16 protein-coding genes are annotated in these 11,272 nt (G+C 60.3%); 5 read left to right on the top strand and 11 right to left on the bottom strand.

Translation table 11 applies throughout. From position 1 onward, the window contains the following. The 5 genes from P8Y64_06530 to dapE form a co-directional block, all read left to right on the top strand. The coding region (locus tag P8Y64_06530; GenBank protein ID MEJ2060127.1) for an aminotransferase class I/II-fold pyridoxal phosphate-dependent enzyme at positions 1-354 on the top strand (354 nt) is incomplete at its 5' end. A 29-nt stretch (positions 355-383) separates the two neighbouring features. Next, the gene (gene dapD, locus P8Y64_06525) at positions 384-1,205 is read left to right on the top strand and encodes a 2,3,4,5-tetrahydropyridine-2,6-dicarboxylate N-succinyltransferase (protein ID MEJ2060126.1); all 822 of its coding nucleotides are present in this window, start codon (positions 384-386) and stop codon (positions 1,203-1,205) included. A gap of 84 nt (positions 1,206-1,289) precedes the next feature. Further along, entirely contained in the window at positions 1,290-1,637 is a 348-nt protein-coding gene (locus P8Y64_06520; GenBank protein MEJ2060125.1) for an ArsC family reductase, read from the top strand. Further along, positions 1,634-2,020: a VOC family protein gene (locus P8Y64_06515; GenBank protein MEJ2060124.1), complete on the top strand. Its 387-nt coding sequence runs from the start codon at positions 1,634-1,636 to the stop codon at positions 2,018-2,020. The genes P8Y64_06520 and P8Y64_06515 overlap by 4 nt, the downstream gene beginning before the upstream one ends. 83 nt (positions 2,021-2,103) lie before the next feature. Then, the gene (gene dapE / locus P8Y64_06510) at positions 2,104-3,231 is read left to right on the top strand and encodes a succinyl-diaminopimelate desuccinylase (GenBank protein MEJ2060123.1); all 1,128 of its coding nucleotides are present in this window, start codon (positions 2,104-2,106) and stop codon (positions 3,229-3,231) included. An 18-nt stretch (positions 3,232-3,249) separates the two neighbouring features. On the opposite strand, the gene P8Y64_06505 is transcribed toward dapE, so the two are convergent. The 11 genes from P8Y64_06505 to lepB all read right to left on the bottom strand — a co-directional run bounded on the left by P8Y64_06505 (position 3,250) and on the right by lepB (position 11,261). Next, positions 3,250-3,615 (bottom strand): DUF2784 domain-containing protein, encoded by a 366-nt coding sequence (locus P8Y64_06505; GenBank protein MEJ2060122.1) that lies wholly within the window; start codon positions 3,613-3,615, stop codon positions 3,250-3,252. 72 nt (positions 3,616-3,687) lie between these two features. Continuing rightward, positions 3,688-5,010: a 23S rRNA (uracil(1939)-C(5))-methyltransferase RlmD gene (gene rlmD, locus P8Y64_06500; protein MEJ2060121.1), complete on the bottom strand. Its 1,323-nt coding sequence runs from the start codon at positions 5,008-5,010 to the stop codon at positions 3,688-3,690. A 2-nt stretch (positions 5,011-5,012) separates the two neighbouring features. Next, positions 5,013-5,795, bottom strand: coding sequence for a 3'-5' exonuclease (locus tag P8Y64_06495; GenBank protein MEJ2060120.1), 783 nt, complete (start codon positions 5,793-5,795; stop codon positions 5,013-5,015). After that, a complete protein-coding gene (gene cysM / locus P8Y64_06490; GenBank protein MEJ2060119.1) occupies positions 5,795-6,697 on the bottom strand; it encodes a cysteine synthase CysM in 903 nt (300 codons plus the stop codon). The genes P8Y64_06495 and cysM overlap by 1 nt, the downstream gene beginning before the upstream one ends. A gap of 27 nt (positions 6,698-6,724) precedes the next feature. Then, positions 6,725-7,108, bottom strand: a complete 384-nt coding sequence (gene acpS, locus P8Y64_06485) for a holo-ACP synthase (protein ID MEJ2060118.1) — start codon at positions 7,106-7,108, stop codon at positions 6,725-6,727. Positions 7,109-7,110: 2 nt separating this feature from the next. Next, positions 7,111-7,830: a pyridoxine 5'-phosphate synthase gene (pdxJ, locus tag P8Y64_06480; GenBank protein ID MEJ2060117.1), complete on the bottom strand. Its 720-nt coding sequence runs from the start codon at positions 7,828-7,830 to the stop codon at positions 7,111-7,113. Positions 7,831-7,832: 2 nt separating this feature from the next. Further along, the gene (gene recO / locus P8Y64_06475) at positions 7,833-8,504 is read right to left on the bottom strand and encodes a DNA repair protein RecO (GenBank protein ID MEJ2060116.1); all 672 of its coding nucleotides are present in this window, start codon (positions 8,502-8,504) and stop codon (positions 7,833-7,835) included. Positions 8,505-8,511: 7 nt separating this feature from the next. After that, a complete protein-coding gene (gene era, locus P8Y64_06470) occupies positions 8,512-9,393 on the bottom strand; it encodes a GTPase Era (protein ID MEJ2060115.1) in 882 nt (293 codons plus the stop codon). 16 nt (positions 9,394-9,409) lie between these two features. Further along, entirely contained in the window at positions 9,410-10,072 is a 663-nt protein-coding gene (rnc, locus tag P8Y64_06465; protein ID MEJ2060114.1) for a ribonuclease III, read from the bottom strand. Continuing rightward, a complete protein-coding gene (locus tag P8Y64_06460) occupies positions 10,073-10,447 on the bottom strand; it encodes a DUF4845 domain-containing protein (protein ID MEJ2060113.1) in 375 nt (124 codons plus the stop codon). It abuts the gene before it with no gap. Positions 10,448-10,472: 25 nt separating this feature from the next. After that, complete coding sequence (gene lepB, locus P8Y64_06455; GenBank protein ID MEJ2060112.1) at positions 10,473-11,261, bottom strand: signal peptidase I; 789 nt, start codon at positions 11,259-11,261, stop codon at positions 10,473-10,475. Positions 11,262-11,272: the final 11 nt, after the last annotated feature.

Genomic DNA, 11,272 nt, shown 5'->3' with positions numbered 1-11,272 from the left:
CCGGTGCAGACCGCGAGCATCGCCGCCTGGCGCGACGAGGATCACGTGCGTGAAAACCGGGAGCATTACCGGAAAAAATTCCAGGCCGTGGTCGACGTCCTGGCTCCGGTGCTCGACGTCCAACACCCGGACGCCGGTTTCTATCTCTGGCCCAGGACGCCGGTGGATGACGAGCGCTTCGCCAAAGAGCTGTTCGCCTCGCAGAACGTCACCGTCCTGCCGGGCAGTTACCTGTCGCGCGCTGTCAACGGACACAACCCCGGCGAGCGCCGTGTGCGCATGGCGCTGGTGGCGCCGCTGGGAGAATGCATCGAGGCCGCCGAACGGATCCGCGCCTACGTCGAAACCCTATAACCGATCACCTATTCATCAGGAGCAAATCGATGAACGACATCCAATCCATCATCGAAGAAGCCTTCGAGCGCCGCGCCGAGATCACCCCGCGCAATGTGGAAAGCCACGTGCGTGACGCCGTGCTCGAAGCCATCGAACGCCTCGACAAGGGCGAGGCACGCGTCGCCGAAAAGCAGGGCGGCGACTGGGTCGTCAACGAATGGCTGAAAAAGGCCGTGCTGCTGTCCTTCCGCATCGAGGACAACGACTTCATCAAGGGCGGCTTCACCAATTATTACGACAAGGTGCCTTCGAAGTACGCCGACATGAACTCGCGCGAATTCCGCGAGGGCGGCGTGCGTGTGGTGCCGCCGGCCACCGCGCGCAAGGGCGCATACATCGCCCCCAGCGTGGTGCTCATGCCCTCCTACGTCAACATCGGGGCCTACGTGGACAGTGGCACCATGGTCGACACCTGGGCCACGGTCGGTTCCTGTGCTCAGGTCGGCAAGAACGTGCATCTGTCCGGCGGCGTGGGCATCGGCGGCGTGCTGGAGCCGCTGCAGGCGGCCCCCACCATCATCGAGGACAACTGCTTCATCGGCGCCCGCTCCGAGATCGTGGAAGGCGTCATCGTCGAGGAAGGCGCCGTCATCTCCATGGGCGTGTACATCGGCCAGAGCACCAAGATCTACGACCGCGAAAGCGGCGAGGTGCTGTACGGCCGCGTCCCCGCCGGTGCCGTGGTGGTGCCCGGCAATCTGCCCTCCAAGGACGGCAAGTACAGCCTCTACTGCGCGGTAATCGTCAAGCGCGTCGACGAGAAGACCCGCTCCAAGGTCGGCATCAACGAACTGCTGCGAGACATTTGAGGTCGTGAGGCGTGAGGGGAAGAGCGTGAGGAGCCAGGCGTCACGCGATATCCTCGCCTCACACCTTATCCCTCACGTACACCCATGATTACTCTCTACGGCATCAAGAACTGCGACACGGTCAAGAAAACGCGCCGCTGGCTCGAAGCGCATGGCGTGGATTACCGTTTCCACGATTTTCGGGCCGACGGTCTGGAGCAAAAGCAACTGCAGCGCTGGGCGGATCAGGTCGGCTGGGAAACCCTGCTCAATCGCCGGGGTACGACCTGGCGCCAGTTGCCTGAGACCGAACGCGCCGACCTCGACGCGGCACGCGCCACCAAGCTCATGCTGAAGCATCCGACGTTGATCAAGCGGCCGGTTCTGGAAGACGGTGACGACGTGTCGGTTGGATTCGCAGAGAAAAACTACCAGGACCGCTTCGGCGCATGATCCGGATCGATCATCTCGATCACTGCGTACTGACGGTAAACAATCTGGATATCACCTGCGATTTTTATCGCCGGGCATTGGGCATGGAGGTCATCACCTTCGGGCAGGACCGCAAGGCGCTGCGCTTCGGGGACCAGAAGATCAATCTGCATCAGGCAGGTGCCGAACTGAGTCCACATGCCGCACATCCGATGCCGGGCAGCGCCGATCTGTGCTTTATCTGCAGCACCCCGCTGGCCGAAATCGAGGCGCATCTGCGCGCATGTGGCATACCCATCGAAGAAGGTCCGGTGGACCGTACCGGCGCAACCGGACCGATCCGTTCACTTTACCTGCGCGATCCGGATAGAAATCTCATCGAACTTGCCAACCTGATCGCCTGATACCCTGCCGTAACGGCAGCTTCGCCGCCTTTGCGCCGCGCCAATCTCCTCACATCCCGACCCCTGTGGCACAATGCCTTCCCATGTCCAAGACACTTGAACTCGCCCAGGATCTGATCGCCCGCCCTTCCGTCACGCCGACGGATGAAGGTTGCCAGCAACTGCTCGCACAACGCCTGGCGCCGCTGGGTTTTGCAGCCGAGCATCTGCGCTTTGGCGAGGTCGACAACCTTTGGCTGCGCCGCGGACAGGAAGGTCCGCTGTTTTGTTTCGCCGGACATACCGATGTCGTGCCCACCGGCCCGGAGGAGCGCTGGCAGACGCCGCCCTTCGAACCGCAGGTTCGCGATGGGATGCTGCACGGGCGTGGCGCAGCCGACATGAAGGGCTCCATCGCCGCCATGGTGACCGCCATCGAGGACTTCGTGGCCGCGCATCCCGGGCATCGCGGTTCCATCGCCCTGCTGATCACCAGCGACGAGGAAGGCCCTGCCGTCGATGGCACGGTCAAGGTCGTAGAGACACTGCAGCAGCGCGGCGAACACATCCACTGGTGTCTGGTGGGCGAACCGTCCAGCACCGAGCAGGTCGGTGACGTCATCAAAAACGGCCGCCGCGGCTCGCTGTCGGGTCTGCTGACGGTGTACGGTCAGCAGGGTCATATCGCCTACCCGCATCTGGCGCAGAATCCCATTCACCTGTTCGCACCGGCGCTGGCCGAACTGACCGCCGCTGAATGGGATCGCGGCAACGACTTCTTCCCGCCCACCAGTTTCCAGTTCTCCAACCTGAACAGCGGCACCGGCGCCAGCAACGTCATCCCCGGCACGCTCGACGCATGGTTCAATTTCCGCTATTCGACGGAAACCACCGCCGATGTTCTCAAGCAACGCGTGCACGAGATTCTGAACCGGCATGGGTTGCGCTACGATCTGGAATGGCAGCTGTCCGGAGAGCCCTTTCTGACGGCGCAAGGGGAACTGATCGACGCGGCGCGGCGCGCCATCAGAGAAAGCACCGGGCGGGAAACCGAACTGTCGACGGCGGGCGGCACCTCAGACGGCCGCTTTATCGCCCCCACCGGTGCGCAGGTCGTCGAGCTCGGCCCGGTCAACGCCACCATCCACAAAATTGATGAGCACGTTTCGGTCGCCGATCTCGACCAGCTTGCCGTAATCTATCGGCGCGTGCTCGAACACCTGCTCGCCTGAACGGCCGGCTCCCCTGATTCAGCGCTGTCGACGACGGGCCATCACCAGGCCGTAGCCGATACCGTTGATGACGATCACCGCGATGCCCAGAATTAATTGCGTTTCGTGCGCAAGGCCGGGCGGATAGATCAACGGCACGATGTAGTGCTCGATGAATCCGCCCGAGTAACCGCTTTCGCCGCCCAGGGCACGGAAGTGATTTTCCAGCGGCGTCAGCGGGCAGATCCAGCCCGACCATTCGATCAGCACACCCCATACTGCAGCGGGAACGTGCAGCCACGCCAGCTTCGGCCAGCGCACGACCAGCAACGCACCGAGCACGACGAACACGATAAAGCCCAGGTGGATCAGCACCAGTAGATCGGACAGGATCTTGTATGCCATCGTTGGGCGATCCGGGGTTGGCTTTGTGGGACAGGCCGATATCGCTAAAGCCGCATCAGGAAACCTCGCCCGTCATTTTACGAACAGGGCGATGGACTCCACATGCGCGGTGTGCGGAAACATGTCCATGACACCGGCGCGTTCCAGCGTATAGCCGAACTCATTGACCAGCATGGCGGCATCGCGCGCCAGTGTGGCGGGATTGCAGGAAACGTACACAATCCGGGTCGCCCCCAGCTTCCCGAAGTGCGCGATCACTTCCTGTGCACCCGAACGCGGGGGATCGAGCAGGATCTTGTCATACTTGCACTTGAGCCAGGGTGCCCCCTTCAATTCGCCGCCCAGATCGGCGGCCACATGCGCCACATTGTGTATGTCGTTGTTCAGCGCGCTTTGATCACCGCGCTTGACCATGACGGTATCCACCTCCACCGCCGTCACATGTGCACAGTGGCGCGCCAAAGGCAGGGTGAAATTTCCCAGACCGCTGAACAGCTCAAGCACCTGGTCGGTCGCATTCAGTTCGAGCAGCATTAGGGCGCGATTCACCATATTGTGATTGATCGCGGCATTGACCTGAATGAAATCGGAAGGCCCGAAATCGATGGTCACGTCGTGTTCGGGATGGCGGTAATACAGACGTTGGGATTCGGGCCAGAGCGGCACGATGCTGTCCGGTCCAGCCGACTGCAGCGCCACCTGCAGGCCGGTCTCACGCGCGAAATCGGCCAGCCGTGCACGGTCCGCTTCGCCGAGCGGATCCAGATGACGAAACACCAGGGTCACCGCCTCGTCACCGGCCGCCACCTCGATCTGCGGTATGCGTTCCCGCGCGTCGAGTTCGCCGATCAGCGCGCCCAGCTGCTCCAACCGCTCGCCCACTGCAGGATGCAAAACCTCGCAGCGATGAAGGTCGGCCAGATAACGGCTCTGCCGTTCCCGAAAGCCGACCAGCACACGGCCCTTTTTGGGTACGTACTTCACCCCGAGGCGCGCCTTACGCCGATAGCCCCACACCGGACCGGTCAGCGGCGGATCGATCATCCCGGCCTCGACCTTGCCGATGTGCCACAGGGCATCGGTCAATACCTGCTGTTTGGCCGCGATCTGCGCCTCGGGTGCCATGTGCTGCAGGCTGCAGCCGCCGCACACACCAAAGTGTTCACAGTGCGGCACAATCCGGTCCGGCGAAGGCTCGATGACCTCCTCGACCACCCCTTCGTCGTATTGGCGGTGACGGCCGGTGTATTTGAAACGAACGGTTTCCGCAGGCAGAGCGCCATGGATGAATACGGCCTTGCCTTCCAGATGCGTGACACCACGCCCATCCTGGGCCAGGGATTCGATACGGGCTTCAACCGGCTCGGCCGGCAGCCGTGACTTGCGTGCGGCCATGATCAGGCAGCAGCACCGGCCTGCCAGGCCTCGGCAAAGGCGGTGAGGTGCGGCAGACCGGACGACTCCAGCGTGTTGCGCACCAGGTCGCATTCCGACTCGTAAGCCGCCGCGGTGAGACGGCCGCGCATCAGTTCGAAGCGCAGATAGACCAGATAGGTATTGAGTACGTCGGTTTCGCAGTAATTGCGAATGCCGGCGATATCGCCCGCCTGGTAGGCGTCCCAGACCTTGGCGCCGCTCATGCCCATCTTGCCGGGAAAACCGAGCATGGTGGCCACTTCGTCCAGCGGCGCAACGGCGCGTCCCTGGTAGCCAGACAGCACGTCCATCAGGTCGAGATGACGCCAGTGAAAACGGTTCAGATAGTTGTTGTAACGAAAACTCGTGTCATCGTCGCCGGTTTCCCAGTATCGCGGCGCCGCGATGCCATGGTGCAGCGTCCGGTAATGAAGCACCGGCAGATCGAACCCACCGCCGTTCCACGAAACCAGGGTCGGCAAATAGCGGTCCAGGCCGTCGAAAAAACGCTGGATCAACTCGGGTTCGGGTGCATCCTCATTACCCAACGACCACACGCGTAGATCCTTGCCGCTGCGCAGGACAACCGAGATGGTCACGATCCGGTGCAGATGATGGGCCAGGAATTCCGAACCGGTCTTTTCCTGACGCAAATGGAACATCGCCTTGGCGGTGTCCGCATCCGATAGATCGCCGAGGTCGTAAATGCGCCGTCCTGCCTCGACATCGGGAACCGTCTCGATGTCGAAAACCATGACGTTCATCATGCCGGAAACACCCCCGTGGAGATGTAACGGTCGCCGCGGTCGCAGATGATGCTGACGATCACCGCATCCTCCACCTCGGCAGCCAGTTGCAGGGCGGCCGCCACGGCGCCGCCGGAGGACACGCCGCAGAAAATCCCTTCTTCATGAGCGAGGCGGCGCATGGTTTCCTCGGCCAACGTCTGGCTGACGTCGATCTGTCGGTCGACCCGGGACGCATCGAAGATGCTGGGCAGATATTCCTTCGGCCAGCGGCGGATGCCGGGAATCCTGGATCCTTCGGTCGGCTGCACGCCCACGATCTGGATTTCAGGGCTCTGCTCCTTGAGATATTGCGAGGTACCCATGATGGTGCCGGTGGTCCCCATGGAGCTGACGAAATGCGTGATGGCGCCGTGGGTGTCCCGCCAGATTTCCGGGCCCGTACCCTCGTAATGCGCCCGCGGATTGTCGGGGTTGGAGAACTGGTCGAGCACATGGCCCTTGCCCTGGGATTCCATTTCCTTGGCGAGATCGCGCGCGCCTTCCATGCCCTCTTCCTGGGTCACCAGGATGATCTCCGCGCCGTAGGCCTTCATCGAGGCGCGTCGTTCGGCGCTCATGTTCTCCGGCATGATGAGCACCATGCGATAGCCCTTGATCGCGGCCGCCATGGCCAGGGCGATGCCGGTATTCCCGCTGGTGGCTTCGATCAGTGTGTCACCGGGTTTGATCTCACCGCGAGCCTCGGCATGGCGGATCATGCTCATGGCCGGGCGGTCTTTCACGGAGCCCGCCGGGTTGTTGCCTTCCAGCTTGACCAGCAGCACGTTGCCCTTGCCGGCGTTCATGCGTTGCAGACGCACGAGTGGCGTATTGCCGACGAATTCTTCCAGCGTTGGATAGTGAGTGGAGTCAGTCATTTCGCTTGAGTATAAATGAATGCATGATCAATTCGTGACCAGGATGACATAGGCGATCGAATACTCGCGTTCATCCGCCAGACTCAGATGAAAACCGGCAATCCCGCGCGCCTCGGCATAGACCTTGGTCCGGCCGAACAGCTGAAACCCGGGACGGCCGAGGTCATCGTGAACCACGTCGATATCGGTCAACCGGATGCCGTTCTGGAAACCCGTACCCAGCGCCTTGCTGAAGGCCTCCTTGGCCGCGAATCGCTTGGCGAGAAAACCGGTCTTCGATCTCAGCCCAAGGTACTCGACCTGTTCGTTCGGTCCAAGGATACGAGCGGGGAAGCGCTCGCCATATCGGTATAACAACCGTTCGATCCGTTTATTGTCGACCAGATCGACACCGACACCGTAAATGGACATCGTCAGGCCTCGCGGCCCATCAGCTTGAGCATTTCACGGACCGCCGCGTCCAGGCCGGTAAAAACCGCCTGGCAAACGATCGAATGGCCGATGTTCAACTCGTTGATGATGGGAATCGCCGCAATGTCACGGACATTGTCGTAGTCCAGTCCGTGGCCTGCGTTGACGATCAGCCCCTGCGACTGGGCGAATTCGGCCGCCTCGATAATCCCTTCCAACCGCTCCGCCCGTTCCCCCGGATTGGCGGCGTTGGCGTAATGGCCTGTATGCAACTCGATCACGGGCGCCCCGGTTTGTACCGCAGCCTCGATATGATCGCGATCCGGTTCGATGAACAAAGAAACGCGGATATTGTTCGCGGCCAGCTGCCCGCAAACCGGTTTGAGCCGGTCCATCATGCCGGCGACGGCCAATCCACCTTCAGTGGTGAGCTCCTCGCGTCGTTCGGGCACCAGGCAGACATCGTTCGGCTGGACCTCGCAGGCGATACGGACCATTTCCTCGGTTGCGGCCATTTCGAGGTTCATGCGCGTCTTGAGCAGCGCGCGCAGCGTGCGGACATCCGCATCCTGAATATGGCGGCGATCCTCGCGCAGATGCAGCGTGATCCCGTCGGCACCGGCATTTTCGATGATCGCGACGGCATCGGTCAGGGAGGGATACGCCGTATGTCTCGCCTGACGCAGGGTCGCGATATGATCGATGTTAACCCCCAGCTTCATGGTTACTCCTTGAGCAGGCGCCGGCTGACCAGCACCCGGTTATGCAACAGTCGGTCCAAGAGTCTATCAATGAAAACCCTCGCTGTATGCCATTCCTGGGTATCCGCCAATTCGAGTACGGCCAGGCGGCGCAGTACCGAAAGCGGCAGGCCTTCGGGTGCGGAGACAGGCAGTAACTCGCCGTGCGCACTGAAATCAAACCGCTGCCCGGGAGAAACATTATCCTCGGGCAGCATCGAGTCATCCAGCACGAACCCCAGCAGGACCAGCAGCGAAAGTTCGAATCTCATGCGAAGCCGACGGCGATTTTCGTCACTGCGCAGCGCATGCATGAATTGATCGAACATTTCATACAGGCCTTCGAGGTGACCGCCCTCCGGCACCAACCGGACGATCAGTTCACTGAAATACAGGCACAACCGGGCATCGCCGGGTGCAAAACCGGCAGGGAATTCCTCTATGCCGGACAGGGACTTGAGCCCTTCGCGTGGACGGAAACTGAAGCTGATACGGCTGCCGGGCTGGAAAATAAGTGCTCCGTGGGCACGACTGCGCACGCGCCTGGCTACGCCTGCGATCAGGCCGTTCTGTTCGCTGAGCAACTTTAGAATGAGTCGCGAATCAGAGAACTTGCTGGCGTGCAGGATGTAGGCTTGATCGTGCTGTTGTGACACGGTCGAATCAGCGTTGCAGGGGATCGAGCGCCTCGAAACGATCCACCCAATGAGGTTCCACCCTGACCCAAAGCCGCAGATCGACGGGACGGTCGAGGAGCCTTTCGATCTCTTCCCGGGCACGTATGCCGATTTCGCGAATCATACTGCCCTGTTTACCGATCACGATCGCCTTTTGGCTGTTTTGTGCGACCAGAATCAAGGCCTCGACATGTGTCTTGCGCCGCCCTTCTGAAAATGACTCAATCTCAATGGCGATATCGTAAGGCAGTTCCTGATGCAGTAGATCGTAGACCTGCTCACGAATGATTTCGCTGATGACGAACCGCAACGGCCGGTCGGTAATCTGATCTTCGGGATAAAGCGCTTCGGATTCCGGCAGCAGCCTGGCCAGCGCATCTAGCACGCTATCCAGATGGCTGCGTTTCAAGGCCGAAATCAGGAGTATTTCCTCGAATTCATGACGCGTCTTCAGCGTATCGATGAAAACGAGCAGGTCTTCCTTGTTCTTGACCTTGTCGACCTTGTTGATCGCGACCACGATTGGCCGCTTCTGGCGCTTGAGCAGGTCAAGGATCGACTGATCCTCATCCGTGAAGCGACCCGCCTCGACCATGAAAAGAATCGCATCACACTCCTCCAACGCCGCGACTGCAGCTCGATTCAGCGCGCGATTCAGCTGCTTTTGATGTGCCTGGTGAATGCCGGGCGTGTCGACGAACACGAACTGGGTATTTTCGTGCGTCAGGATCCCGCGAATCAGATGCCGCGTGGTCTGAACCTTGTGCGAAACCGCAGCCAGATGATAGTCGACCAGCTGATTAAGCAGCGTGGATTTGCCCACATTGGGGCGCCCGACCAGGGCGATGACACCGGCATGAGTGCTCATTTCGATCCGCGCACGCTTACTCTGTCAGGCTTTTCAGCAGGTCCTCAGCGGCCTGCTGTTCCGCCCTTTTCCTGCTCCGCCCCATCGCGGTCGTCTGCCGGCTCATGGCTTCGATGCGGCACACCACCTGGAATTCCTGCTCGTGCGGTTTGCCGCTTACCTTAATCACTTCGTAGCTCGGCGGTGAATACCCTTTGCCCTGTAGATATTCCTGCAACCGGGTCTTCGGATCCTTGAGTTCGTCTTCGGTCGGCAGATTGTCAAAGCGTTGGGCATAGATCCCCTTGATGAAACCTTCCGTGTAAGGGAGTCCCTTGACCAGGTAGATCGCGCCGATCACCGCCTCGAAGGCGTCGGCGAGGATGGAGGGACGACGAAAGCCGCCGCTCTTCAATTCGCCCTCCCCCAACCGCAACCGTTCACCGAGCTTCAGGTCCTTGCCGATCTCCGCCAGGGTTTCCTTGCGCACCAGCAGCGCACGCAGGCGGCTGAGATGCCCTTCGCTGGCATCCGGCAGCTGTTTATACAGCCATTCGGTGATGATCAACCCGAGGATACTGTCTCCCAGAAACTCCAGGCGCTCGTTGTTCTGCCCCCCGACGCTGCGATGCGTGATGGCGATCGCAAATTCGGGCGACTCGAGTATCTCCCGGTCCAGTTGCTGCAATCTCACGCTGATCTAGCGCTGGTTGGCCACGACGGTTTTGTTGAACACGACCACGCCGTCGAGATTGCCGACGAGATTGAGCCGGGTCTCATAGTGAAGCGTGAAGGTCGTTTGGCCATCCTTGTGCTGGACCTTGAAATCGTCCTGTTTGATGTTGTCGATATTGTTGATATCGAAAAACTTCGAAAGCTTGCCCCAGATGACCTGTTCCGGCGCACGGCCGATATTATCTTCGGCGGCAACCTCATGCAGGACGTTGTTGACTTCGTAATTTTGCATATAAATAGGCCCCAGCCGCATGCCCAGCACAACGGCAAAACCGGCAAGACCGATGATCACCAGCCAGCCCAGGAATGAGAGTCCGCGTTGTTTACTCGGTAGATTCATTGTCCCTCCTCGACACTCCGGTAGATTAATGAATGATGTCGCCGATTCTGGAGAATTTCATAGTCCAGTCCCGGATATTCCAGTTAAACCAGATGAACTCTGCCTTGCCTACGAGATTCTGCTCAGGGACGGTACCCCAATAACGGCTGTCATTGCTGTTGTCCCGGTTATCGCCCATCACGAAATAATGGTGGGGCGGTACGATCCACTCGCCGGACAACGATGGCCGGCTGGGCATCAGCAGGATATCGTGCTTGACCCCACCGAGGTTCTCAACATATTCCGTACTGTCCACACCCTCGCCGTTGTCGGCGGCGTCCGCATAGGGCCCGACGGGCGTCTGGGTCATCTTCTTGCCGTTGATATACAACGTCTTGTGAACATATGTCACCACATCCCCCGGCAGGCCGACAATACGCTTGATGTAATCGGTATTGGGATCACGCGGAAAACGGAACACCACGACGTCGCCCCGGTGCGGCTCGCCGATCTTCAGGATCTTGGTGCTCGTGATCGGCAGACGCAGGCCGTAATCGTACTTGTTTACCCAGATAAAGTCGCCGACCAGCAATGTCGGCATCATCGAGCCGGAGGGAATGCGAAACGGCTCGAAGACAAACGACCTCAGGAGAAGAACGAGAAGCAGTACGGGGAAAAAGGCCCTGGAGTAATCGACGTACCAGGGTTCCTGGACCTCCGCAGCGCCTTCCGGGGCCGGCATGCGTACCTTGCGCCACCAGACCACGTCCAGCAACCAGACGATGCCGGTGACCAGCGTTCCGATAACGAGCAACCACTCAAGATCTATAGCCATGCATCCTTCCT

It is taken from the genome of Gammaproteobacteria bacterium (assembly GCA_037388465.1).
Taxonomy (GTDB): domain Bacteria; phylum Pseudomonadota; class Gammaproteobacteria; order SpSt-1174; family SpSt-1174; genus JARRKE01.
Note: the sequence above shows the minus strand (reverse complement) of the source record. Positions and strands in the feature narration are given on the sequence as shown.

Bases quoted from the DNA above. Each gene is read 5' to 3' on its own strand.
- P8Y64_06515 (MEJ2060124.1), top strand. From the start codon at position 1,634: ATGATCCGGATCGATCATCTCGATCACTGCGTACTGACGGTAAACAAT.
- P8Y64_06505 (MEJ2060122.1), bottom strand. From the start codon at position 3,615: ATGGCATACAAGATCCTGTCCGATCTACTGGTGCTGATCCACCTGGGC.
- dapD (MEJ2060126.1), top strand. From the start codon at position 384: ATGAACGACATCCAATCCATCATCGAAGAAGCCTTCGAGCGCCGCGCC.
- pdxJ (MEJ2060117.1), bottom strand. From the start codon at position 7,830: ATGAAGCTGGGGGTTAACATCGATCATATCGCGACCCTGCGTCAGGCG.
- P8Y64_06460 (MEJ2060113.1), bottom strand. From the start codon at position 10,447: ATGAATCTACCGAGTAAACAACGCGGACTCTCATTCCTGGGCTGGCTG.
- lepB (MEJ2060112.1), bottom strand. From the start codon at position 11,261: ATGGCTATAGATCTTGAGTGGTTGCTCGTTATCGGAACGCTGGTCACC.
- acpS (MEJ2060118.1), bottom strand. From the start codon at position 7,108: ATGTCCATTTACGGTGTCGGTGTCGATCTGGTCGACAATAAACGGATC.
- dapE (MEJ2060123.1), top strand. From the start codon at position 2,104: ATGTCCAAGACACTTGAACTCGCCCAGGATCTGATCGCCCGCCCTTCC.
- cysM (MEJ2060119.1), bottom strand. From the start codon at position 6,697: ATGACTGACTCCACTCACTATCCAACGCTGGAAGAATTCGTCGGCAAT.
- era (MEJ2060115.1), bottom strand. From the start codon at position 9,393: ATGAGCACTCATGCCGGTGTCATCGCCCTGGTCGGGCGCCCCAATGTG.
- P8Y64_06495 (MEJ2060120.1), bottom strand. From the start codon at position 5,795: ATGAACGTCATGGTTTTCGACATCGAGACGGTTCCCGATGTCGAGGCA.
- P8Y64_06520 (MEJ2060125.1), top strand. From the start codon at position 1,290: ATGATTACTCTCTACGGCATCAAGAACTGCGACACGGTCAAGAAAACG.
- rlmD (MEJ2060121.1), bottom strand. From the start codon at position 5,010: ATGGCCGCACGCAAGTCACGGCTGCCGGCCGAGCCGGTTGAAGCCCGT.